Raw genomic sequence first — 22,540 nt, 5'->3', positions numbered from 1 at the left:
CGGTGAGGGGTTCGGTCAGGGCCAGGGGGTGAGAAGGCAGCGCCCGACCAGCCCGGCGCCCGTGTCGAGCCGCTCGGCGAACTCCTCGGCCAGGGCCGGGAGCTCCCTGATCCGCCAGAGCAGCCGGGCCGCCGACCAGGCTCCCTCCCTGGCCCGGTCCAGACTCCACGCCCCCATCAGATGGGTGAGCGGATCGGCGAGCTCCAGCAGATCCGGGCCCGGCGTCAGATCGTCGCGCAGGCGCTCCTCCAGCAGGGTGAGCGTCTCGTCGACGCGGTCCACGTCGTTCTCCAGCTCCTCCGGCTCGCACTCCAGCAGCCGGCAGGCGTCCACCACGGCGAGCGCAAGATCATGTCCGACATGGGCGTTGATCCCGGCGAGCGCGAACTGGGCGGGCCGTACGCCGGGGTGGTGGCGGTACTGGAGCAGCGGCTGCCAGCAGGCGGGCGGTCGCAGCCCGAGATCCCCGGCGGAAACCGCCGTCAGATAGCGCTGGGCGAGGAGCGTGTCGAGCACGGTCGTTCCCCGGCGTTCGGGGGAGCCGTCCGCGCCGGTGCGCTGGGCGAGCTCCTCGGTCACCGTCAGATAGATCCGGTGGAAGACCGCGACGCCGTCCTTCGCGGGCAGACGGGAGTGGAGCGCCCGCATCCGCTCCACCGTGTCCGCTGCTGTGTCCGCCGTCGTGTCCGCTGCCTGGGGCGTACTGGCCGTGCCCGCCGTGAGCTGTTCCCTGGGTGCCATGGGGGCAGCGTCCCAGTCGCCGGGCGGATCCGGCGGAGTGCGGCCGGGACTTCCCCGGAACGGGGGAATCCGGCTATCGCTTCACCCGGCTACCGCTTCACCTGGGCGCCGCCGCTTCCCGCACCGCTGCCATCGGAGCCGGAGCCGGAGCCGGGCTCCGAGCCGGAGTCGGAGTCGTAGGTGGAGGTACCCGCGTCCAACAGCGGTTCCCGCTTTTTCATATGAGCCGGGGCGAAGGCCCGCAGCACGTGGTAGCCGGTGATGACCACGATCGTGCCCAGCGCGATACCGCTCAGCTCGAAGTCGTCGGTGATCTTCAGGCTGACCCCGCCGACGCCGATGATGATGCCCGCCGCGGCCGGAACCAGATTCAGCGGATTGCTCAGATCGACCTTGGCGTTGATCCAGATCTGCGCGCCCAGCAGGCCGATCATCCCGTACAGAATCACGGTGATCCCGCCGAGCACTCCGCCGGGGATCGCCGCCACGACCGCGCCGAACTTCGGGCAGAGTCCGAACAGCAGGGCGAATCCGGCGGCGGCCCAGTACGCGGCGGTCGAGTAGACGCGGGTGGCGGCCATGACGCCGATGTTCTCGGAGTAGGTGGTGTTCGGCGGGCCGCCGACGGCGGTGGAGAGCATGGAGGCCGCGCCGTCCGCCGCGATCGCGGTGCCGAGCTTGTCGTCGAGCGAGTCGCCGGTCATCTCGCCCACGGCCTTCACATGACCGGCGTTCTCCGCGATCAGCGCGATGACCACGGGCAGCGCGACCAGGATCGCCGACCACTCGAAGCTCGGCCCGTGGAACGAGGGCAGCCCGATCCAGTCCGCCTTCCCCACCCCGGAGAGATCGAGCCGCCAGTGGTCGGTCACCTTGCCCTCGGCCGTGGGGGAATTGATCATGCCGAAGACCCGGTCGAGGACCCAGGAGAGCAGATAGCCGAAGAGCAGGCCGAGGAAGATCGCGATACGGGAGAGGAAGCCCCGCAGACAGACCACGGCCAGACCGGTGAAGAGCATCACGAGCAGGGCCGTCCACTGGTCCTGCGGCCAGTACGTGCTGGCGGTGACCGGCGCGAGATTGAAGCCGATCAGCATGACCACCGCGCCGGTCACGATCGGCGGCATCGCGGCGTGGATGATCCGCGCGCCGAACCGCTGGACGGCGAGGCCCGCGAGGAAGAGGGCGGCGCCCACCACGAAGACCGCGCCCGTGACGGTCGCGCTGTCGCCGCCGCCCGCCCGGATGGCGGCGGCGACGCCGACGAACGAGAGCGAACAGCCGAGATAGCTGGGCACCCGGCCGCGGGTGGCGAGCAGGAAGATCATCGTCGCGACGCCGGACATCATGATCGCGAGATTGGGATCAAGACCCATGAGCACGGGGGCGACGAAGGAAGCGCCGAACATGGCCACGACATGCTGAGCGCCGAGCCCCGCCGTACGCGGCCAGGTGAGCCGTTCGTCGGGGCGTACGACGGCGCCCGGAGCGGGTGTCCGCCCGTCGCCGTGCAGGGTCCAGCGCACGCCGAGGTTCACGGGCCGCTCCATTTCTGTCCAGGGGGTCGTCGACGACCGGAATGCGATCGATGAACGCGATCGCGGAACGGCGCAATGGTAGTGCGACTTTCGGCCAGAGGTTCCCTCCGTGAATGGTGCGCACGGGATTGTCACCTCTGGCCCGCGGTCCTACGCTCACACGGTCCGGTCCATGAATCTGATTCATATATCTGACAGGGAGTGTGTGATGGCCGCAAATCCCGCACGGCGGTGGGGAGTCGTCCTCACCGCCGTGGCCGCCGCGCTCGCCGTGCTGGCGCCGACGGCTCCCTCCCAGGCCGCCCCGGCGGGCTCCGGCCCGCCGCCCCGGACGGTGGTGATCGACGGAGAGCGGCTCCAGCAGGCGAAGAGACGGCTCGACCGGGGCGACCCCGCGCTGCGCCGGGCGGCGGAGGAGCTCGCCGCCCGCGCGGACGGCTGGCTCGGGCAGGGGCCCTGGACCGTGGTGGACAAGCCCAGACCCGCGCCGAGCGGCGACCCCCATGACTATCTGAGCCAGGCCCCCTACTGGTGGCCGACCAAGCCGAGGACCCCGGAGAACCCCTGGGGCTGTCCGTATGTCCAGCGGGACGGCGAGCGCAATCCCGAGGTCGACACCGGCACGGACAGGCCGGAGATCGGCAAGGTCGTCAACGCGTCCACCACCCTGGCCCTGGCCTGGTACTACACGGGCCGCAAGCAGTACGCCGAGCACGCGGCGAGCATTCTGCGGAGCTGGTTCACGGACCCGGCGACCAGGATGAACCCGAACCTCGACCACGGGCAGTTCATCCCGTGCAAGTACGACGGCCGGGCGATCGGGATCATCGACTTCTCGCAGATGTATACGAGTGTGCTGGACGCCGTCGCGATCCTCGGCGCCGACGCGCCCGGCTGGGGGGCGGGCGACCGGGCCGCGATGCGGGCCTGGAACGTCGCGTTCCTGGAGTGGCTGCGTACCAGCGACTTCGGCAAGGAGGAGGCGGCGGCCGAGAACAACCACGGCACGTTCCACGACATGCAGCTCGCCGCGCTCGCCGTCGCGACCGGGGACCGGGCGCTGGCCCGGCGGATCGTCCGCGACGCCCGCGTCAAGCGGATCGACGCCCAGATCGCGGCGGACGGCCGTCAGCCGCAGGAGCTGCGCAGAACCCGCAGCTGGCACTACTCGACCTTCGGCCTGGTCGCCCACGTCCGGCTCGCCGCGATCGGCGCTCAGCTCGGAGTCGATCTCTGGGCGCACCGGGGCCCGCAGGGGCAGAGCCTGGCGAAGGCGGTGCGGTATCTGCTGCCGGCGGCGACCGGCGCGGCCCCCTGGCCCCACCCCGAACTGACGTTTCTGCGGTACGCGGCGACGGATGTGGTCCACGCGGCGGCGGACGCGGGGGACCCCGGGGCGAGAGCCGCGGTCCCGGGGCTGGAGCCGCCGCCGGGAGGTGACCTCTGGGCGCTGCGGCCCGCCGCCGAACAGCTCGACTCCATCGCGGGATGACCCAGGGCTGCCGCCGGCGGCCCGGCCGTAGGGAACCGTCGTGGCGGTGCGGGGGTGGGCCCGGAGTGCTCATGCCTGGTACGGGGCGGGCGCCCCGGAAGCCGGAACCCCCGGGCGGGTGTCCGTCCGGGGGGTCCTCCTCCTGGACAGGCCGGTCGTCTGTCGCGCGGAGGTCGGCGCGGCACTCGTGCCTTGTGCGGGGGTGCCCGGAAGCCGGACTCCCCGCACCCGGACCCTGGCGTGCCGGAGGCTCCCGGTCCCGCCCGGGGCCCCCGGCGTGAGGATCAGACCTTCGGCCCGGGGACGGCGTGTCCCTTCGGGGCCGCCGTGGCCGCATCGGGCGACACGCCCTCGGTCCGGGCCGAGCGGAGCACCCCCGCGCCCAGGATCAGGCCGAAAGCGAGCGCCGTCACCAGACCGAAGGACACCACCAGGCTCGTCGCGTCGGCCACCCCGCCGATCGCCGACGGCGCGATCAGCCCCGAGGTGTAGGTGATGGTCGCGACGCCCGCGATGGCCTGCGCCGGGCGCGGGCCGCTGCGCGCCGCCGCCGCGAAGGCGACCGGCACCACCACCGCCACCCCCAGCCCGATGAACCCGAACCCGGTCATCGCCAGCGCCGGAGTCGGCGCGATGACCACCAGCAGACCGCCCGCCGTCGCCAGCACCCCGCCGCAGCGGACCGTGCGCACCGCGCCGAAACGGTCCACGACCCGGTCGCCCACCAGCCGGGCCAGCGCCATCGTCAGCGCGAAGGCCGTGGTGGACGCCGCCGCGAGCCCCGCCGAAGTGCCCAGCTCGTCCCGGAGGTAGACCGCCGACCAGTCCAGGCTCGCGCCCTCCGCGAACACCGCGCAGAAGCCGATCGCGCCGATGATCACCGCGGCCTTGGGAGGCACCGCGAAGCGCGGCGGCGGCTCCTCGTCCGGAGTGCTGCGCAGATCCAGTACGCCCTGACAGGCGATCAGCCCCAGCACGGTGAGGGCGACGGCCGCGAGCGCGTGGTGCAGCCGGGCGTCGGTCCCCAGATGCGCGGCGAGGGTCCCGCCCGCCGAGCCGAGCAGCGCGCCCACGCTCCACATGCCGTGCAGGCTCGACATGATCGAGCGGCCGAGCCGGTTCTCCGTCTCGACCCCGAGCGCGTTCATCGCCACATCGGACATTCCCGACGCCGCCCCGTACACGAAGAGCGCGAAGCAGAGCGTCACCGGATTCGGCGCGAGCGAGGGCAGGATCAGCGACAGGGTCCAGAGCGCGAGCAGCCAGCGCAGGGCGGTGCGCGCGCCGAAGCGATGGCTGACCCGCCCGGCCAGCGGCATCGCCAGCGAAGCGCCGATCGCGGGGAAGGCGAGCGCGAGCCCGAGCTGTCCGGCGCTGACCCCCGCGTGGTCCTGGATCCAGGGGATGCGGGTGGCGAAGCTGCCGGTCACCGAGCCGTGCACCAGGAACGCCGCGGCTACGGCGAACCTGGCTCGTTTCAATCGTTGTGGGCCGAAGGCCGCGTCGTCCGCCATGGCGGTGTCCCTCCCTGTCGTCGGTGGAAGTAAACTATCAGGAACCCTGCCTGATAGTTAATGGTCATATCGGGGGGTCTCTGAAAGGATTCGGATATGCCCGCATCCCCGAGCACCGCCCGGGTCATCAACGACCGGCTCGCTCTCCGACTGCTCCAGAGCGAGGGCCCGTTGACGGCCGCGCAGCTGAAGGCCATGACCGGCCTCTCCCGGCCCACCGTCGCCGATCTGGTGGAACGGCTCCAGGAGTCGGGGCTGATCCGGATCGTCGGAGAGGCGGGCGCCCGGCGGCGCGGCCCCAATGCCCGGGTGTACGGGATCGTCGCGGACCGCGCCCATCTCGCGGCCCTCGACGTCCGCACCCAGGGCGTCTCGCTGGTCGTCGCCGATCTGCTCGGCGCCACCCTCGCCGAGGCGTCGCTGCCCATCGGCACGGACACCGGCACCGAGCCCGCCGTGGAACAGGTGGCGGCCCTGCTGGAGCAGACCGCGCGCGACGCGGGCGCGGCCAGGCTGCACAGCGTCGGCGTCGGCGTGCCGGGTCTGATCGACCCGGACAACGGCGAGCTCAGGGACTCCTCCGGGCTGCCGGCCTGGCACCGCAGACTGGTCGCCGCGCTCCAGGAGCGGCTGCCCGCGCGGGTCGTCCTGGAGAACGAGACCAATCTCGCCGCGCTCGCGGAGCAGCGGGCCGGGGCGGCGCGCGACCGGGACACCTTCGTCTTCCTCTGGCTCGGCCATGGCGTCGGCGCGGCGCTCTTCCTCGACGGCCGGCTGCGCAGAGGGGCGTCCGGCGGCGCGGGCGAGATCGGCTTTCTGCCGGTGCCGGGCACCAAGGGACTGCCGTCCGCGTCCGACTGCGGGGGCGGCTTCCACTCCCTGACCGGCTCGGCGGCCATCTGCGAACTCGCGCAGGAGCACGGGCTGAAGGCGCCCGAGTCGGCCGGGCCCGGAGCGGCGGGGCTCGTGGCGGAGGCGGTCGCCTCCGGGCAGGACGCCTTCCTCGATGTGCTGGCCCACCGCCTCTCACTGGGGGTGGCGGCGGTGGTGTCCATCCTGGACCCGGGGTGTGTGGTCCTCGGCGGGGAGGTGGGGCTGGCGGGCGGCGCGGAGCTCGCGTCCAGGGTCCAGGACCGGCTGGCCGAGCTCACCCCGCTGCCGACGCAGGTCCGGGCGGGCGAACTCGGCGGGGCGGCCGTGCTCCAGGGGGCCCTGCTGACGGTCCGCGACCGCGCTCAGGAGGACGTCTTCACCCAGGGCGCATGAGCCGGGGCCGGGGGCGGCTTCCTCCGGTGGGTCCTGTGCCCGGGGGCTGGCCGTCTGCGCTGGGTCCCGTGCCCGGGGTGACCGTCCCTGCCGGGTCCTGTGCCCGGGGGGCCTGTGCCTGGGGGTGACCGTCCCCGCCGGGTCCTGTGCCCGGGGGGGCCTGTGCCTGGGGGTGACCGTCCCCGCCGGGTCCCGTGCCCGGGGGAGCCGGAGTCCGGGGGCGACCGTCCCCGTCGGGTCCCCGGCCCCTCATCCGCCGACGGGCTCCCGCAGGAACTCCTCGAACGTCACTCTCCCCACCGCCCGGTCCGGGGCCAGATGGCCGCCCGCGCGGAAGCCGGCGTACGCCTCGCCGGGAAGCCGTACCGGGAGCACCGCGCGGCGGCGGCCCGTCGTGGTCAGCCAGTGGCGGGCGAAATACGACAGTGGCCGGATCTGCGGGCCGCCCAGGTCCGGGACCCGCCCCGCGGGCGGGCCCAGCGCCAGTTCCGCCAGCCGGTCAGCCGCCTCGGCCGCCGCGATGGGCTGGACGCTCACCCCGGACGGCACCGGCAGTACGGGGAGCCTCGCCGCGCTCGACAGCAGCCGCAGCACCAGCTCATGGAACTGCGTCGTCCGCAGCACCGTCCAGCCGATCCCGTCCCCTGTCCCTGTCCCGGCCCCTGTCCCGGCCCCAGCTCCAGTCCCGGCTCCCGTCCCCGGGCCCGCCCGCTCGATCATCCGCTCGACCTCGCGTTTCATCCGGTAATAGCCCAGCGGCACCCGGTCGACCCCGACGATCGAGATATAGACCAGATGCGACACCCCGGCCTCGCGCGCCGCCGTGAGCAGATGCCCGGCCGCCTCGACGTCGCCGCCGCGCGGAGTCGACGCGCAGTGGACGATCGTGTGCACCCCGTCGACCGCCGCGTCCAGGCCCGTGCCCTCGCGCAGATCGACGATGTAGGGGGAGGAGTGACGGCTGAGCACCCGTACCTCGTGCCCGCCTTGTCGCAGCCGCTCGCACACCAGCCGGCCCAGCGTCCCCGTACCGCCCGTCACCAGGATTGAGGTCATGGCGCCAGCGTAGGCAGAGGCCCGGGCGCCCGGCGCGTCGGATGCCCGCCCGGTCCGCGCCTCGGCGGGACCGGCGCGGGAATGCCCGGCGACGACAAGGGCCGGGACTCCGCCGCCGGGCATCCGTACCCCGCGCGCGTGCGGAGGTCCGCAGAGCGTAAAAGGACTAGACCAGAGGGGTCAATAGGTCAAAATCAAGCCAAGCTGATGATCCATTCCAGGTCAGCTGTGAGTCAGGCCACATGGAGTCACCCGTTTGGCGGACAGCTGCGCATGGCAGACTTGCCCTGTATCAGCAGCAGCGCACTCCGGGGTCGGTGAAATTCCGAACCGGCGGTTACAGTCCGCGACCCGTCCGCAGCCAGCGGCCGGTTGACCAGGTGAAATTCCTGGACCGACGGTTAAAGTCCGGATGGGAGGCAGTGCGCGGCGGGCGGCCTTTTCCGGCACGCCGGCCGTAGACCGCGGCTGATCGCCCCTCAGCGGCGGCGATCGGCGGCTCTCTCGGCCCGGCGCGGCTGTGCATCAGGCGTCCGCTTTCTCTGTCGTCATCGACAGGCCCCGGAGTCCGTGCCCTATGAGGCAGGAGGACCCGGTGGTCACCGCAGCCGACACCGCCGCCATGCGCCGAGCCATCGAGCTCGCCGCCCGCGGCCTCGGCGCCACCAGCCCCAACCCGGTCGTGGGATGCGTCATCACCGACGCCTCCGGCCGGACCGCGGGCACCGGCTATCACCAGCGTGCGGGCGGGCCCCATGCCGAGGTGCACGCCCTGCGCGCCGCGGGCGACCGCGCCCGCGGCGGCACCGCGTACGTCACCCTCGAACCCTGCGACCACACCGGCCGCACCGGCCCCTGCGCCCAGGCGCTCATCGACGCCGGGATCAGCCGCGTCGTCTACGCCGTCGGCGACCCCGACCGCCAGGCCGCCGGAGGCGCCCGCACCCTGCGCGCCGCCGGTCTCCAGGTCGAGTCCGGCCTGCTCGCCGAAGAGGCGGCGGCCGGAAACACCGCCTGGCTCACCGCCGTACGCCTCGGCCGCCCCCATGTCCTGTGGAAGTACGCCGCGACCCTCGACGGCCGGATCGCCGCGGGCGACGGCACCAGCCGCTGGATCACCTCCCCCGAGTCCCGGGCCGACGTCCACCGGCTGCGCGCCGAGGCCGACGCCGTCGTCGTCGGCTCCGGAACCCTCCGGGCCGACGACCCGCAGCTCGCCGTCCGGGGCGTCGACCACGCCGTACAGCCCCTGCGGGTCGTCCTCGACACCCACGCCACGCTCACGCCGGCGGCCCGGGTGCTGGACGGCGCCGCGCCCACCCTCATCGCCGTCGGGGAGCGCGCCGACATCCGCCATCTGCCCGGCGTCGACGTCGTCAGACTCCCGGCGGCCGAGGGCGGCATCGCCGTCCCCGCCCTGCTGGACGTGTTGTACGGGCGGGGCGTCCGCTCCGTGCTCCTCGAAGGCGGACCCACCCTCGCCGGAGCCTTCGTCGCGGCCGGGGCCGTCGACAAGGTCGTCGGCTATCTCGCCCCCGCCCTGCTCGGCGCGGGCCCCGCCGCCCTCGCCGGTGGCGGAATCACGACCATCACCGAGGCGTTGCGGCTCGATATGACCGACGCCGTACGGCTCGGCCCCGATCTGCGCATCACCGCCGTCCCCGCCATCGCACCCAAGGAGCGCTGAGTGTTCACCGGAATCGTCGAAGAACTGGGTGAGGTCACCGCCGTCGAGAACCTCGGCGACTCCTCACGCTTCCGGCTGCGCGGTCCCCTGGTCACCGAAGGCGCGCGGCACGGCGACTCCATCGCCGTCAACGGCGTCTGCCTCACCGTGGTCGAGACCGGCGACGGCGAGTTCACCGCCGATGTGATGGCCGAGACCCTCAAGCGCTCCAGCCTCGGCTCCCTCACCACCGGCTCCCGGGTCAATCTGGAGCGGCCCACCGCGGTCGGCGACCGGCTCGGCGGCCATATCGTCCAGGGCCATGTCGACGGCACCGGAGCCATCGCCGAGCGCACCCCGTCGGAGCACTGGGAGATCGTCAGGATCTCCCTCCCCGCCGGGCTCTCCCGCTATGTCGTGGAGAAGGGCTCCATCACGGTCGACGGCGTCAGCCTCACCGTCGTGGACGCGGGCCCGGACCACTTCACCGTCAGCCTCATCCCCACCACGCTCGCCCTGACCACCCTCGGGCTCAAGGAGAGCGGCGACCTCGTCAACCTCGAGGTCGACATCATCGCCAAGTACGTCGAGCGGCTGCTCGGGGACCGCGCCCCGGAGGCGACGCCATGAGCGCCCTGTCCACCCTGAACTCCGTCGCCTTCACGGCCTTCGGCCAGGACATCAAATGGTCCGACATGGTCGGCAACGTCATCGGTCTGCTCGCCCTGGCGCTCGGCTGGCGGCGCTCGATCTGGACCTGGCCCGCGCAGCTCGTCTCCGGCCTGGTGCTCGTGGCGGCCTACGCGTCCGCCGAACTGAGCGGCGGGGTCGGCAAACAGCTCCTCGTCGCCGGCGTCGCCCTCTGGGGCTGGCGCCAGTGGACCCTGGGCCGGCAGCGGGCCCGGGACGGCTCCATCGCCGTCCGCTTCGCCACCTGGCGGGAGCGCGCCCTGCTCACCGGCGGCGCGATCGCCGGGACCCTCGCCGTCGGCGGCCTCTTCACCCTCTATCCGTCCCTGTCCTGGAGCCCGTGGGCCGACGCCTATATCTTCGTCGGCACCCTGGTCGCCATGGTCGCCCAGGCCCGTGGCCTGGTCGAATTCTGGTTCGCCTGGCTGCTCGTCGACATCGTGGGCGTGCCCCTGGCCTTCAACAGCGGGCTCGCCTTCTCCGGCCTGGTCTACGTGATCTACTTCGCACTCGTTCTGTGGGGGCTGCGCGACTGGTGGCTCCGCACCCGTACCCCGGTTCTGAAAGGAGCCCCGGCATGACCACAGCGACCCCCGCCATGACCCCGGTGCCCGCTCTGCCCACCTGGTACTCCACCGACAACCGTGAGGACTTCGCCCTCGACCCCGTCGAGCAGGCCATCGCCGACATCGCCGCGGGCCGGCCCGTCGTCGTCGTGGACGACGAGGACCGCGAGAACGAGGGCGATCTCGTCATCGCGGCCGAGATGGCCACCCCCGAGATCATCGCCTTCATGATGAGCGAGTGCCGGGGACTGATCTGCGCACCCATGGAGAGCGAGGAGCTGAACCGGCTCGACCTCCCGCAGATGGTCGAGCGGAACAGCGAGTCCATGCAGACCGCGTTCACCGTCTCCGTCGACGCCGCCCCCGTCCACGGCGTCACCACCGGCATCTCCGCCGCCGACCGCGCCGCCACCGTCCGGCTGCTGGCGAGCGGCACCGCCGCACCCGACGACTTCGTACGGCCCGGCCATGTCTTCCCGCTGCGCGCCCAGCCCGGCGGAGTGCTCACCCGCAACGGTCACACCGAGGCGGCCGTCGATCTCGCCCGGCTCGCCGGACTGCGCCCCGCCGGCGTCATCGTGGAGATCGCGGGCGAGGACGGGGTGATGCTCCGGCTGCCCGAACTGGTCCCCTTCGCCCGCAGGCACGGACTGACGATCATCTCCATCGAGGATCTGATCGCCTACCGCATCGCCTCCGAGCCGGCCGTCCGGCGTGAGGCCGCCGTGGATCTGCCGACCTCCTTCGGCCGCTTCACCGCGTACGGATACCGCTCCACCATCGACGGCGTCGAGCACGTCGCCCTGGTCCACGGCGACATCGGCGACGGCGACGACGTCCTCGTCCGGATCCACTCCGAGTGCCTGACCGGCGACATCTTCCACTCGCTGCGCTGCGACTGCGGCCCACAGCTCCACGCCTCCATGGACCGGATCACCCGCGCCGGCCGCGGTGTGGTGGTCTATCTCCGCGGCCACGAGGGCCGGGGCATCGGACTGCTGCCCAAACTGCGCGCCTACGAGCTCCAGGAGCGCGGCCGGGACACCCTCGACGCCAACCTCGAACTCGGGCTGCCCGCCGACGCCCGCGACTACGCGGCCGGCGCGCAGATCCTCACCGATCTCGGCGTGCGCAGCCTGCGGCTGATGACCAACAACCCCGACAAGATCACCGCACTGGTCCGGTACGGCCTCACCGTCAGCGGCCGGGTGCAGATGCCGGTCCAGGCCGGTGAGCACAATCTGCGCTATCTGCTCACCAAGCGGGACCGGATGGGCCATGAGCTGCCGGATCTCGACGCGACCGCCGCCGCTGCCTGCGGCAATCAGTGACCTTCCGTACCCACCGACGAACACCCCCCTGAGGAGAAGCGTGAGCGGCAACGGCGCACCCGAACTGTCCGTACGCAACTGTGGTGACCTCCGGGTCGCCGTCATCGCGGCCCAGTGGCACGAGAAGATCATGGACGGACTCGTCGACGGCGCCCTGCGCGCCCTGCGCGAGCTGGGCATCGACGAGCCCACGCTGCTGCGGGTCCCCGGCAGCTTCGAGCTGCCGGTGGTCGCCAAGGTGCTCGCCGGACGCGGCTACGACGCGATCGTCGCGCTCGGTGTGGTCATCCGCGGCGGCACCCCGCATTTCGAATACGTCTGCCAGGGCGTCACCCTGGGCCTCACCCAGGTCTCCGTGGACACCGGAGTCCCCATCGGTTTCGGCGTACTGACCTGTGACACCGAGGAACAGGCGCTGGACCGGGCGGGCATCGACGGATCGCGCGAGGACAAGGGGCATGAGGCGGTCACCGCGGCCGTCGCCACCGCCGCCACCCTCCGCTCGGTCAGCGAACCCTGGCGCTGACCGGACCACCCGACCCCTTACCCTGGGACCATCATGGCGAACAAAACCTTCGAAGAGCTCTTCGCCGAGCTTCAGCACAAGGCGAAGAACGGCGACCCCGCCACCTCACGCACCGCCGAGCTGGTCGACAAGGGCGTCCATGCCATCGGCAAGAAGGTCGTCGAGGAGGCCGCCGAGGTATGGATGGCCGCCGAGCACGAGGGCAAGGAAGCAGCCGCCGAGGAGATCTCGCAGCTGCTGTATCACGTCCAGGTGATGATGATCGCGCGCGATATCTCCCTGGACGACGTGTACGCCCACCTCTGATCCACCCCCCCGTTCCGTTCCACCCACCGCGTAAGGAAGCCGACCTCATGCTGCGCATCGCCGTTCCCAACAAGGGTTCACTGTCCGGGCCTGCGTCGGCGATGCTCCATGAGGCCGGCTACCAGCAGCGCAAGGAATCCAAGGAACTGGTCCTGGTCGACCCGGAGAACGAGGTCGAGTTCTTCTACCTCCGCCCCCGCGACATCGCGATCTACGTCAGCTCCGGGCGGCTGGACATCGGCATCACCGGCCGCGATCTGCTGCTCGACTCCGGAGCCAGCGCCGAGGAGATCCTCCAGCTCGGCTTCGCCCGCTCCACCTTCCGCTACGCCACCAGGCCGGGCACCGCTAACGGCGTCGGCGACTTCGGCGGCATGACGGTCGCCACCTCCTACGAGGGAATCGTCGCCAAGCACCTCGCCGACCACGGCATCGACGCCTCCGTGGTCCACCTCGACGGCGCGGTGGAGACCGCGATCGAGCTCGGCGTCGCCCAGGTCATCGCGGACGTCGTCGAGACCGGCACTTCCCTGCGGAACGCGGGACTCGAAGTCATCGGCGAGCCCATCATGACCTCCGAGGCCGTGGTCGTCCGCCGCACCGGAGCCGACGCCGACGACCCCAAGGTGCAGCAGTTCCTCCGCCGTCTCCAGGGCGTTCTGGTCGCCCGCTCCTACGTGATGATGGATTACGACTGCCGAGTGGAGCACCTCGAACAGGCCGTCGCCCTCACCCCCGGACTGGAATCGCCGACGATCTCCCCGCTGCACCACGAGGGCTGGGTCGCCGTGCGCTCCATGGTCGCCGCCAAGGAGGCTCAGCGGATCATGGACGATCTGTACGAGCTGGGCGCGCGGGCCATCCTGACCACCGCCATCCACGCCTGCCGGCTCTGAGGAACCACGAGACCATGTCCACCTCCACCCGGACCCCCGCTCTCCCGGTCACCTTCCGGCCCACCCGCACCCGTGTCGTCCTGCTGGCCGCGGGCGCGGTGATGTTCTCCGTGATCACCTTCGCCGGGCTCACACTGGAACGGCTCAACCCGGGCGAGCGGATCAGCTTCGTCTTCACCGCCTTCCTCTTCGCCGGGGTGCTCGCCCTGCTCGCCCGGCCCAAGGTGGTCGCCGACGACAGCGGTGTCACCGTCGTCAACCTCACCCGGGTGCGCCGCCTCGAATGGGCGGAGATCCTGCGGGTCAATCTCCGTACCGGCGACCCCTGGGTCTTCCTCGATCTGAGCGACGGCACCAGCCTTCCCGTCCTCGGCATCCAGCCCGGGATCGCCCGGGAACAGGCGATCGGCGACGCCCGCGCGCTGCGGGCGCTGGCCGAAGCCCGCGCGGGCGACGAGCCGTAGAGCCGGTCGCCGCTCGGCTCCGGTTCCGGTGCCGGGCGGCGGAAGCGGATGCTCCGACGCGGCGCTTCCCCTGCCCGGTGCGGGGTCCGCGTGACTACTCTGGGGACGGCGGCGCCGAGCGCGCCCCGTCCCGTATCCACGCCCCGTCCCCGCCCCCCGGCGGGACACGGACGGCTCCCACGGGACTCCTGCGACCCGAGGAGTGACTCCCTCCGGCAATGGACGGATCGTCCGGTAGTACCCGCGCCGCCCCCTCCCGGGAGGCGGCGGCATGATCGTCCCCCTGTTGCCGCTCGCCGCGGCCTTTCTGCTGATTCTCGCCAACGGTTTCTTCGTGGCGGCCGAGTTCGGTCTGGTCACGGTGGACCGGCCCGACGCCGAACGGGCCGCCGCCCAGGGCGACCGCCGCGCCCGCCGGGTCGTCGCCGCACTGCGGGAGCTCTCCTTCCAGCTGTCGGGCACTCAGCTCGGCATCACCGTCACCTCGCTGGTCGTCGGCATGCTCGCGCAGCCCGCGCTCGCCCGGCTGCTGCACGGGCCGCTGACCGCGACGGGACTGCCCGAAGGGGCCGTCCCCGGCATCGCGGTGGTCATCGGGATACTGCTCGCCTCCGCTGTGCAGATGGTGATCGGCGAGCTGGTCCCCAAGAACTGGGCGGTCTCCCGGCCGCTGGAGGTCGCCCGGTTCGTCGCCGGCCCCCAGCAGCTGTTCTCCGCCGTCTTCCGCCCCGTCATCGCCCTGCTGAACGCGGTGGCCAACCGTGTCGTACGGCTCTTCGGCGTCGAGCCCGCCGACGAGCTGGTGTCCGCCCGTACCCCCGGAGAGCTGGTGTCACTCGCCCGGCACTCCGCGCGCGCGGGCGCACTGGAGCAGTCCACGGCCGATCTGTTCGTCCGTACGCTGTCGTTCGGACGGCTCACCGCCCAGCATGTGATGACGCCACGGGTGCGGATGAGCGCCCTGCACGGCGATGCCACGGCGGCGGATGTGCTCAATCTGACGCGCGCGACCGGGCTCTCCCGCTTCCCGGTCTACCGGGAGAGCATCGACGACGTCATCGGCACGGTCCATCTCAAGGACGCCCTCGCCGTGCCCGCCGGGGAGCGGATACGGGTCCCCGTCGGCGCCATCGCCGTCTCCCCGCTGCTGGTGCCCGGCACCCTCTCCGTGCAGCGGCTCCTCGAACGGCTCCGCGGTGAGCAGCCGATCGCCGTGGTGGTGGACGAGTACGGCGGCACGGCCGGGGTCGTCACCCTGGAGGACATCGTCGAGGAGCTCGTCGGCGAGGTCCGTGACGAGCACGACGCCGAGTCCGAGGCCCGGCCCTTTCTTGCCCCGGCGGCCCCGGAGGACGGCGCGCCGGCCTGGGAGGCGGACGGCAGCTGCCGGGTGCTCACCCTGCGCCGGACGGGACTCGATGTGCCCGATGGGCCGTATGAGACCGTGGCCGGGCTCGTCGCCGATCTGCTGGGGCGGATCCCCGCCCCCGGGGACCGGGCCGAACTGCCCGGCTGGCGGCTCTCCGTACGGCAGGTCGGCCGCCACCGGGCCGAGCGGGTACGGCTGGTCCGCACCGGAGACCCGGTGCCCGACCAGACCTCGGCGACAGCCGCGGCGGGGGCGGTGCGATGAGTGCTCTGCAACTCGCCTTCGCCGCCCTGCTGGTGATCGCCAACGGCTTCTTCGTCGGCGCCGAGTTCGCCCTGGTCTCGGTGCGGCGCAGCCAGATCGAGCCCTTGGCGGCGGCGGGCTCCGCACGGGCCCGGCAGGTGCTGTACGGACTGGAGAATCTGCCGCGGATGATGGCGGCGGCCCAGTTCGGCATCACCGTCTGCTCGCTGACCCTGGGCGCGGTCGCCGAGCCGGTCGTCGCCCGGCTGCTGGAGCCCCTCTTCCACCGGGCCCGGGTCCCCGAGGGGCTGATCCATCCCCTCGGCTATGTCATCGCCCTGGCGGTGGTGGTCTTTCTCCATCTGGTCATCGGCGAGATGGTCCCGAAGAACCTCGCCATGGCCGCGCCCGAGAGCACCGCGCTCTGGTTCAGCCCCGGCCTGGTCGCCTTCGCCCGGCTCTGCCGTCCGGTGACCACTGCGCTCGGGGCCTGCGCCCGCGCGGTGCTGCGGGTCTTCGGCGTGGAGCCGAGGGACGAGGTGGCGTCGGTCTTCACCAGCGCCCAGCTCGGACGGCTGGTGGAGGACTCCGGGCAGGCGGGGCTGCTGGACCCGGCCGAGCAGGAGCGCCTGGAGGACGCGCTGGAGCTGGGCAGCCGCCCGGTGACGGATGTGCTGATCGCCCGCTCGGCGCTGGTGACCGTGGAGCCGTCGGTCACCCCCCGGGAGATCGAGGAGCTGACGGTGCGCACCGGCTACTCCCGTTTCCCGGTGCGCGGCGTGGGGACCGGCCCCTATATGGGGTATCTCCATGTCAAGGACGTACTCGATCTGGAGGAGCGCGAACGGGCCGTGCCCCAGCATGTCTGGCGGCCCATGGCGACCCTGCGCTCGGAGCTTCCGCTCGACGACGCCCTTACGGTGATGCGCCGGGCGGCGACCCATCTCGCCCAGGTCGCCGACGCCACCGGCCAGGTCCTGGGGCTGGTCGCGCTGGAAGACGTCCTGGGGACGCTCGTCGGCGAGGTCCGCGACCCCGCGCACAGCGCGCATACCGCGCCCCCGACGTCCTCTCCCACGACCTGGACCACGGGGGACATCGCCCTGGTGAGCTGAGCTGAGCTGAGCTGAGCGGAGCCGGGGGGCGGGGCCGAGCCGAGCCGGGCGGCTCACCCCCCGGCGGGATCCTGCGGGCCGCGGCCGAGCGGCCCCCGGCCCGACAGGACCTCGCCGTACGCCTGCATCAGATCGGGCAGCCGCAGGGTGGCGAGATCCTCCCGGGTGGGCGTCCCGGGGTAGCCGGAGAGCCGCAGATCGCGGTAGGCGCAGCTCTTCTCGTACAGCGTGCGCAGAAACCGGCCGTTGCCCAGCTCGTCGATCCACCGCTGGTCGACCACATGCCCGCTGATGGACCGCAGTTCGTCCACGGCCTCCTCGTCCCAGACGTCGCCGTTCTCCGCGGCCAGCACCCCGCCGATCGCGGTCAGCTCCAGCGGGCGGTACGAAGGGAAGTCGACCCGGGTGGTGAAGCGGGAGGCGAGCCCGGGGTTGGCGCCGAGCAGCCGGTCCATGCCCTCGGGATATCCGGCCAGGATGACCACCAGATGATCGCGGTTGTCCTCCGCCCTCTTCAGCAGGACCTGAAGGGCCTCGTCGCCGTACGCGTCGCCCTTGGAGTAGCCGGAGTTGGCGAGGCTGTACGCCTCGTCCACGAAGAGCACCCCGCCGAGCGCCGAGTCGATCAGCTCATTGGCCTTCACCGCCGTCTGACCGAGGAACTCGCCGACCATGTCCGAGCGCTGGGCCTCCACCAGATGGTCGCCGCCGAGGAGACCGAGCGCGTAGAAGACCCGGCCCAGGATCCGGGCGACGGTGGTCTTGCCGGTGCCCGAAGGGCCGGAGAAGACGAAATGGCGCTTCGGAGGCTGCACCGGCAGCCCCTGTCCGGCCCGTAGACGTGCCATCTCCAACTGTGCGGAGAGCGCCTTGACCTGGCGCTTCACGGGATCGAGGCCCACCATCCGCTCCAGCTCGGCGAGGGCCTCGGCGAGCAGCGCGGGATCGGTGGGGCCGGCGGGAAGGAGTACGGAGCCGCCCGGCTCGGGGAGCTGCGCCCGTCTGCGGATCGCGTCGGGCAGCGGCGGGGGCGGGGGCGGAACCGGGCCCGGCGGCTGGTCCGACGGCTCGAAGCCGAAGCGGGGGTCGGCGACCGGGGCCGCCCCGTCGGTGTCGGTGCGGTCGGTCCGTTCGGTGCGGTCCGCTGTATCTACTGTGCCCGCTCGGTCCGCCGTGTCTGCTGCGTCTTCTATGGGCTCCTGGCCGAAACCAGCCAGTGACACGGCCAGCCCCGCCGACTCGTCGTAGCCGTCGATCCCGTCGTACTCCGCGATGGCGGTGAGCCGCGCCGAGGTGTCCATGAAGGCCGGATCGATACGGTGCACCGCCCGGTACAGCGGCAGGGCGGCGGCGCTGCGGCCGGTGCCCTCATGGGCCCGCGCCAGCCAGTAGCGGAGCTCCTTGCGCTGCGGCTGCTCGCTGCGGCAGCGCATCAGCGCGGCCGACAGCAGCGGCTCGGCCTGCCCGTACATCTCCAGCCGCACCCGGGCCATCCCGCCGAAGAGCCCGGCCTCGATGCCGAGGAGGGGATCGTCGATCAGCGGTTCGGTGTGCCGTACGAGCTGGTCCCAGTCCTTGGCGAGATAGGCGCGGCAGGCGTGCAGAAAGCGCACCTGCGGATCGGCGTCGAGGGGCGGCAGCGCCGCCAGCGCCCGGTCCAGCTCGGGCACATGGCGGCCGTCGAGCCAGTGCGAGGCGTGCGCGAGCAGCAGATCGCGCGGGCTCTCCAGGACGGGCTGAACCCACCAGCCCAGCCAGTACCAGGAGTTGAGGGCGCGGCGGTGGCGGGCGCGCTGCTCGCCGAAGCGTTCGCGGGAGCGGTACATCCGGAGCAGGGCGTTGGCGGTGTCGGCGCGCAGCGCGTGCAGCCCGAGCCAGCCGTCCGCCATGCCGGGGTCGAGCCGTACGGCGGTGCGGAACTCGTCTTCCGCCTGCGGGTAGGCCCCCATGGTGTAGGCGTCCACGCCGCGCACCCAGGCGAGGTCGGCCGGGGCCGGTGCGCCCTGTGCGATGTCCATCAGGTCCCCCACATAGTGCACCCGCACCGAAACGCCATGCCGTGAAGGGGAATTGACCCCACCCGGGCATCGTACCCGCGCAGGGAGGGTCGCCTTAAGAGCGCCGAGGAGTGATCCGGATCGCGGTGACCGAGGGTGAGGAGGACCCTGGCCGCGAGGGAGATGAAGGGGACAGAACGAAGCCCCCGATCACGGGGGAACAACCGGGGGCTTCGTGTCCGGGGCGGCGTGAAAGCCGCACATTGAGAACGTAAGACCTGTACGCCCCCTCGGTCAAGCGGAGTTCGGGCACTCTTGCGGCGGTTTTCCGACGGTTCAGTTCGGTGGGGGAGTGCGGTGACCCAGTGTGATGATCTGGTTCAGATGTGCGGTGGAGTGGGGGTTGGGAAGCATCTCGTATCCCTCGGGTCGCTCTCGTACCAGCGCATCCGCGAAAGGGCGTGAGGGATCGGCCGAGAAATGGCGTGACTCCGCCGCCGTCCAGGTGTCCCAGAAGGCGGTCAGGGCGTCGCCGTCGCGTTTCCGGCCGCGCTGCCAGGAGCCCGCGGCGTCCCGCTCCATCCAGAGCAGGGCGGCGAGATGGGGGCGCAGCGCCCGCCGTCCCGCTCCGACGCCCTCGATCAGGACGACGGGGGAGCCCGGCAGGGCGCGTGGTGGGGCGAAGCGGCGCTCGGTCCAGTCGTAGGGCGCGTAGTGGGCCGTCTCGCCCCGGGAGAGGGGGCCGATCACCTGGGTGAGCATCCGGTCCGTCCAGTCGAACAGCTCGCGGTGGCTGGCCAGATCGTCCAGATGGAGTACGGGGACGGTCCGGCCGGGCTCTTCGAGGGCCGCCGCGAGCCGGGCGGTGAAGGTGCTCTTGCCCGAGCCCGCGTGACCGTCGACCGCGATCAGCCGCACCGGGCCGCAGGAGGGCGGCAGGGTGCGCAGGGTTCGGGCCAGCCGGTCGGATTCGTCCACCCGGTCCACCCTACGGCGGTGCGGCATCGCAGGTCGTATCAGTGGACCAGACCAATATTGGTCGTTGGGCGAGGGGTCAGGATGCTGGCAGTAACCGGCCGCGAGCGGAGATAGTGGCGTCTAGGGAGTGTCTTCGAAGTAGCGTCGTCCGCCCGGAGGGCGGGTCTGGCGGGGTCTGGTGCCGTGCATCGCAAGGCGGAGGAAGGAGCCACTGCGGAGCATTGGCGACTGACGACAACGCGGCGAGCGTGCGTGCCAGGGCACGGCAGACAGACGGGACTTCGAAGACACGACCTGGGATCCGGCTGGATCCATTCCGGAAGAGCGCCGTCTACTTGGGGGTTCCATGGTCACTTCGCGCAGAACCGTGCTGAGCGCCGCGATCGCGGCGGCCGCGGGAGCGAGCGCGCTCTCGGCGCCGTCCGCCGCCGCCGTGCCGTCGGGAGGGCGAGCGGGCGTGCCCCCGCTCGTGGAGAACCGTTTCTGGACGTCCTACGGAGACTGGCGCCGGGGCGGTCTGGACGGTGTCCGGGCGGTCGCGGGCCCGCGCTCCGGTGTGGTCATAGCCCGCCCGGAGGGCAGTACGGAGTATCTCGATCCGCACACAGGGCGGACCGAGAGCTGGGAGTACGCCACCTGGACCTCTCCGGTCCACCGGTCCGCCGTTCCGGCGACCGAGGTCATCGCCTCCTGGAACGCGGACACCCCGGCCGGCACCTGGCTCCAGGTCGAACTGCGCGGAACCTACTCCGACGGGGTGGAGACGCCGTGGTTCGTCATGGGCCGCTGGGCGGCGGGCGACGGCGACATCCGGCGGACCTCGCTGGACGGCCAGACGGACGGCAGGGCCTCCATCTGGACCGACACCTTCTCGATCGACGACGCGTCGAGCGGGCTCCGGCTCAGCGCGTACCAGCTGCGGCTGACCCTGTACCGCAGGCCCGGCGCCAAGCTGAGCCCCATGGTGTGGCGGGTCGGCGCGATGGCCTCCGACGTGCCCGACCGCTTCACCGTGCCCGCCTCCGCGCCCCGCATCGCGCGGGAGCTGATCGTGCCCCGCTACTCCCAGAACACGCATATCGGCCAGTACCCGGAGTACGACAACGGCGGCGAGGCATGGTGCAGCCCCACCTCCTCGCAGATGATCATCGAGTACTGGGGCCGCCGCCCGAGCGCCGACGACCTCGCCTGGGTCGACCCGGCCTTCGCGGACCCGCAGGTCTGCCACGCGGCCCGGTACACCTTCGACTATCAGTACGACGGCTGTGGGAACTGGCCCTTCAACGCCGCCTACGCCGCCACCTACCGCAAGCTGAACGCGGTGGTCACCCGGCTCTCCTCGCTCACCGACGTGGAACGGCTGGTGGCGGCCGGCATCCCGGTCATCACCTCGCAGTCCTTCCGCAAGGAGGAGCTGACCGGCGCGGGCTACGGCACCGCGGGACATCTGATGACCGTGATCGGCTTCACCGCCGACGGCGATGTGATCGCCAATGATCCGGCGTCCCCGGACAACCCGGCGGTACGACGGGTCTACCTCCGCCGCGAATGGGAGAACATCTGGCTCCGTACCAAGCGGTACAACGCGAGCGGGAACGTGTCGTCCGGCACAGGAGGGGTCTGCTACCTCTACTGGCCCGAGCGGCCCACGCCCGCCCAGCGCAGGGTTCTGGCGGCCTTCGGCGTCCGCTGAGCCGGCGGGGGCTCCCGGGGGAGTGAGGTACGTCTCTACCCCCGGGGGCCGACCCGCTGGCACTGTGGTCGGGTCACCCGCGTCGCCGGGCGACCCGACCACCGCCGTCCGACCGAGCGAGACCCGCCATGAACTCCAGCACCGCCGCCCCCGTCACCCGCGCCCGCACCGGCGGACCCGACGACCGCTCCGGTCTCGTCGAGCAGATCGCCGGCTGGACCCTGGTCGTCGTCATCGCCATGCTCGTCACCCAGCTCGGTCTGCTCTAGGCGTACTGCCCTGCCGGAGGAACGGCCCCGGCCCGATCGCCCCGCCGCGGGCCCCGGCTCCCGCCCCCGCCGCCGGTGATCGACTCTCTGCCATACTGCGGGATCCTGTGTCGGCCGGGGACGAGGATACGAAGTGGACAAGAGTGAACGGCGCGGTACCAGCGAGCGATCACAGGCACGCCGCGCCGAACTCATCGCCATCGGACGCGCCTTGTTCGCGGACACCTCCTACGACGCCCTGTCGATGGACGACATCGCCCGGCACGCCGGTGTCGCCAAAGGGCTGATCTACTACTACTTCACCAGCAAACACGGCTATTACCTCGCGATCGTCGAGGACTCGGCGGCCGGTCTGCTCTCCCGCGCCGCCGCCCACCCCGAGCTGCCGCGCGCCGAGCGGGTACGGCGCACCGTGGACGGATATCTGCGGTACGCGCAGAACAACGAGGCGGCCTTCCGCACCATCGTCACCGGCGGGGTCGGCTGCGACACCGAGGTGCAGACCATCCGGGACGCGGTCCGCGAGGAACTGATCGCCGCCATCGCCGAAGGCGCCTACGGCAGACGGGACCTCCCCCCACTCGCCCGGCTCGCACTGCTCGGCTGGCTCAGCGGCGTCGAGCAGATCGCCCTCGACTGGCTCGGCCGCCGGGAGCCGGACCGCGACCGGGTCTGCGCGCTGCTGACCCGATTGCTCAGGTCCACCCTCACCGCCATCGGAGAGTTCGAGCCGAGCTGCCCCGAGCCCCCGCTCGATCAGCCGCTGCCCGCTCACCCGCCCACCGCCTCCGAACGGTGACGACAACCCTCCGACCAGTGACGGA

General features: G+C 72.0%; 21 protein-coding genes and 1 riboswitch. Of the genes, 15 read left to right on the top strand and 6 right to left on the bottom strand.

The features are described 5' to 3' along the window. Window positions 1–15: 15 nt before the first annotated feature. Together FF041_RS08320 and FF041_RS08315 are read right to left on the bottom strand one after the other, a co-directional pair. The gene (locus tag FF041_RS08320) at window positions 16–741 is read right to left on the bottom strand and encodes a DUF5995 family protein (protein ID WP_228388084.1); all 726 of its coding nucleotides are present in this window, start codon (window positions 739–741) and stop codon (window positions 16–18) included. A gap of 89 nt (window positions 742–830) precedes the next feature. Next, on the bottom strand, window positions 831–2,279 hold the full coding sequence (locus tag FF041_RS08315) for a uracil-xanthine permease family protein (RefSeq protein ID WP_323391445.1): 1,449 nt from the start codon (window positions 2,277–2,279) through the stop codon (window positions 831–833). Window positions 2,280–2,487: 208 nt separating this feature from the next. Between FF041_RS08315 and FF041_RS08310 the strand changes: the two genes are divergently transcribed. Then, entirely contained in the window at window positions 2,488–3,771 is a 1,284-nt protein-coding gene (locus tag FF041_RS08310) for an alginate lyase family protein (RefSeq protein WP_153521688.1), read from the top strand. A 284-nt stretch (window positions 3,772–4,055) separates the two neighbouring features. Here the strand turns inward: FF041_RS08310 and FF041_RS08305 are convergent, their stop codons facing one another. Beyond that, window positions 4,056–5,285, bottom strand: a complete 1,230-nt coding sequence (locus FF041_RS08305; RefSeq protein WP_153521687.1) for an MFS transporter — start codon at window positions 5,283–5,285, stop codon at window positions 4,056–4,058. 96 nt (window positions 5,286–5,381) lie between these two features. On the opposite strand from FF041_RS08305, the gene FF041_RS08300 reads away from it, so the two are divergent. Beyond that, a complete protein-coding gene (locus tag FF041_RS08300; RefSeq protein WP_153521686.1) occupies window positions 5,382–6,551 on the top strand; it encodes an ROK family transcriptional regulator in 1,170 nt (389 codons plus the stop codon). Window positions 6,552–6,800: 249 nt separating this feature from the next. On the opposite strand, the gene FF041_RS08295 is transcribed toward FF041_RS08300, so the two are convergent. Then, the gene (locus FF041_RS08295) at window positions 6,801–7,607 is read right to left on the bottom strand and encodes an SDR family oxidoreductase (RefSeq protein WP_153521685.1); all 807 of its coding nucleotides are present in this window, start codon (window positions 7,605–7,607) and stop codon (window positions 6,801–6,803) included. A gap of 299 nt (window positions 7,608–7,906) precedes the next feature. Then, window positions 7,907–8,037: riboswitch (FMN riboswitch) on the top strand. A gap of 165 nt (window positions 8,038–8,202) precedes the next feature. Between FF041_RS08295 and ribD the strand changes: the two genes are divergently transcribed. The 10 genes from ribD (at window position 8,203) to FF041_RS08245 (ending at window position 16,779) form a co-directional block, all read left to right on the top strand. Further along, a complete protein-coding gene (ribD, locus tag FF041_RS08290; RefSeq protein ID WP_323391444.1) occupies window positions 8,203–9,294 on the top strand; it encodes a bifunctional diaminohydroxyphosphoribosylaminopyrimidine deaminase/5-amino-6-(5-phosphoribosylamino)uracil reductase RibD in 1,092 nt (363 codons plus the stop codon). Further along, the gene (locus FF041_RS08285) at window positions 9,295–9,903 is read left to right on the top strand and encodes a riboflavin synthase (RefSeq protein ID WP_323371723.1); all 609 of its coding nucleotides are present in this window, start codon (window positions 9,295–9,297) and stop codon (window positions 9,901–9,903) included. Beyond that, window positions 9,900–10,544, top strand: a complete 645-nt coding sequence (locus tag FF041_RS08280; RefSeq protein ID WP_153483815.1) for a nicotinamide mononucleotide transporter family protein — start codon at window positions 9,900–9,902, stop codon at window positions 10,542–10,544. The genes FF041_RS08285 and FF041_RS08280 overlap by 4 nt, the downstream gene beginning before the upstream one ends. A 17-nt stretch (window positions 10,545–10,561) precedes the next feature. Further along, on the top strand, window positions 10,562–11,860 hold the full coding sequence (locus FF041_RS08275; protein WP_153521708.1) for a bifunctional 3,4-dihydroxy-2-butanone-4-phosphate synthase/GTP cyclohydrolase II: 1,299 nt from the start codon (window positions 10,562–10,564) through the stop codon (window positions 11,858–11,860). A gap of 40 nt (window positions 11,861–11,900) precedes the next feature. Then, entirely contained in the window at window positions 11,901–12,386 is a 486-nt protein-coding gene (gene ribH / locus FF041_RS08270; protein ID WP_323371722.1) for a 6,7-dimethyl-8-ribityllumazine synthase, read from the top strand. A gap of 33 nt (window positions 12,387–12,419) precedes the next feature. Next, entirely contained in the window at window positions 12,420–12,692 is a 273-nt protein-coding gene (locus FF041_RS08265; protein WP_153483812.1) for a phosphoribosyl-ATP diphosphatase, read from the top strand. A 47-nt stretch (window positions 12,693–12,739) separates the two neighbouring features. After that, window positions 12,740–13,588: an ATP phosphoribosyltransferase gene (hisG, locus tag FF041_RS08260; RefSeq protein WP_153483811.1), complete on the top strand. Its 849-nt coding sequence runs from the start codon at window positions 12,740–12,742 to the stop codon at window positions 13,586–13,588. 14 nt (window positions 13,589–13,602) lie between these two features. After that, window positions 13,603–14,052 carry a PH domain-containing protein gene (locus FF041_RS08255; RefSeq protein WP_153483809.1) on the top strand — a complete coding sequence of 150 codons (450 nt, stop codon included), beginning with the start codon at window positions 13,603–13,605 and terminating at the stop codon, window positions 14,050–14,052. 271 nt (window positions 14,053–14,323) lie between these two features. After that, on the top strand, window positions 14,324–15,685 hold the full coding sequence (locus FF041_RS08250; RefSeq protein ID WP_153521683.1) for a hemolysin family protein: 1,362 nt from the start codon (window positions 14,324–14,326) through the stop codon (window positions 15,683–15,685). Continuing rightward, window positions 15,682–16,779, top strand: coding sequence for a hemolysin family protein (locus FF041_RS08245; protein ID WP_153521682.1), 1,098 nt, complete (start codon window positions 15,682–15,684; stop codon window positions 16,777–16,779). The genes FF041_RS08250 and FF041_RS08245 overlap by 4 nt, the downstream gene beginning before the upstream one ends. A gap of 53 nt (window positions 16,780–16,832) precedes the next feature. Here FF041_RS08245 and FF041_RS08240 read toward each other — a convergent pair whose 3' ends face one another. Together FF041_RS08240 and FF041_RS08235 are read right to left on the bottom strand one after the other, a co-directional pair. Next, on the bottom strand, window positions 16,833–18,797 hold the full coding sequence (locus FF041_RS08240; protein WP_153521681.1) for an AAA family ATPase: 1,965 nt from the start codon (window positions 18,795–18,797) through the stop codon (window positions 16,833–16,835). Window positions 18,798–19,112: 315 nt separating this feature from the next. Further along, window positions 19,113–19,754 (bottom strand): uridine kinase family protein, encoded by a 642-nt coding sequence (locus FF041_RS08235; protein WP_323391443.1) that lies wholly within the window; start codon window positions 19,752–19,754, stop codon window positions 19,113–19,115. A gap of 346 nt (window positions 19,755–20,100) precedes the next feature. Between FF041_RS08235 and FF041_RS08230 the strand changes: the two genes are divergently transcribed. From FF041_RS08230 to FF041_RS08220, 3 genes are all read left to right on the top strand, one after another. Next, window positions 20,101–21,447 (top strand): peptidase C39 family protein, encoded by a 1,347-nt coding sequence (locus tag FF041_RS08230; protein ID WP_153521679.1) that lies wholly within the window; start codon window positions 20,101–20,103, stop codon window positions 21,445–21,447. 128 nt (window positions 21,448–21,575) lie between these two features. Continuing rightward, a complete protein-coding gene (locus FF041_RS08225) occupies window positions 21,576–21,716 on the top strand; it encodes an SCO1431 family membrane protein (RefSeq protein ID WP_153482892.1) in 141 nt (46 codons plus the stop codon). A gap of 133 nt (window positions 21,717–21,849) precedes the next feature. After that, window positions 21,850–22,515 (top strand): TetR/AcrR family transcriptional regulator, encoded by a 666-nt coding sequence (locus FF041_RS08220; protein WP_323391442.1) that lies wholly within the window; start codon window positions 21,850–21,852, stop codon window positions 22,513–22,515. The last annotated feature ends 25 nt before the right edge of the window (window positions 22,516–22,540 follow it).

The sequence above is a fragment of the Streptomyces jumonjinensis genome (assembly GCF_009600885.1).
Lineage (GTDB): Bacteria > Actinomycetota > Actinomycetes > Streptomycetales > Streptomycetaceae > Streptomyces > Streptomyces jumonjinensis.
The sequence above is the reverse complement of the archived record's forward strand: the minus strand, read 5'-3'. Positions and strand labels throughout refer to the sequence as shown.

Excerpts from the sequence above, each read along its gene's own strand:
- FF041_RS08320 (WP_228388084.1), bottom strand. The coding sequence starts at position 741 with ATGGCACCCAGGGAACAGCTCACGGCGGGCACGGCCAGTACGCCCCAG.
- FF041_RS08310 (WP_153521688.1), top strand. The coding sequence starts at position 2,488 with ATGGCCGCAAATCCCGCACGGCGGTGGGGAGTCGTCCTCACCGCCGTG.
- FF041_RS08305 (WP_153521687.1), bottom strand. The coding sequence starts at position 5,285 with ATGGCGGACGACGCGGCCTTCGGCCCACAACGATTGAAACGAGCCAGG.
- FF041_RS08300 (WP_153521686.1), top strand. The coding sequence starts at position 5,382 with ATGCCCGCATCCCCGAGCACCGCCCGGGTCATCAACGACCGGCTCGCT.
- FF041_RS08295 (WP_153521685.1), bottom strand. The coding sequence starts at position 7,607 with ATGACCTCAATCCTGGTGACGGGCGGTACGGGGACGCTGGGCCGGCTG.
- FF041_RS08280 (WP_153483815.1), top strand. The coding sequence starts at position 9,900 with ATGAGCGCCCTGTCCACCCTGAACTCCGTCGCCTTCACGGCCTTCGGC.
- FF041_RS08275 (WP_153521708.1), top strand. The coding sequence starts at position 10,562 with ATGACCCCGGTGCCCGCTCTGCCCACCTGGTACTCCACCGACAACCGT.
- FF041_RS08265 (WP_153483812.1), top strand. The coding sequence starts at position 12,420 with ATGGCGAACAAAACCTTCGAAGAGCTCTTCGCCGAGCTTCAGCACAAG.
- hisG (WP_153483811.1), top strand. The coding sequence starts at position 12,740 with ATGCTGCGCATCGCCGTTCCCAACAAGGGTTCACTGTCCGGGCCTGCG.
- FF041_RS08255 (WP_153483809.1), top strand. The coding sequence starts at position 13,603 with ATGTCCACCTCCACCCGGACCCCCGCTCTCCCGGTCACCTTCCGGCCC.
- FF041_RS08250 (WP_153521683.1), top strand. The coding sequence starts at position 14,324 with ATGATCGTCCCCCTGTTGCCGCTCGCCGCGGCCTTTCTGCTGATTCTC.
- FF041_RS08245 (WP_153521682.1), top strand. The coding sequence starts at position 15,682 with ATGAGTGCTCTGCAACTCGCCTTCGCCGCCCTGCTGGTGATCGCCAAC.
- FF041_RS08240 (WP_153521681.1), bottom strand. The coding sequence starts at position 18,797 with ATGGACATCGCACAGGGCGCACCGGCCCCGGCCGACCTCGCCTGGGTG.
- FF041_RS08230 (WP_153521679.1), top strand. The coding sequence starts at position 20,101 with ATGGTCACTTCGCGCAGAACCGTGCTGAGCGCCGCGATCGCGGCGGCC.
- FF041_RS08225 (WP_153482892.1), top strand. The coding sequence starts at position 21,576 with ATGAACTCCAGCACCGCCGCCCCCGTCACCCGCGCCCGCACCGGCGGA.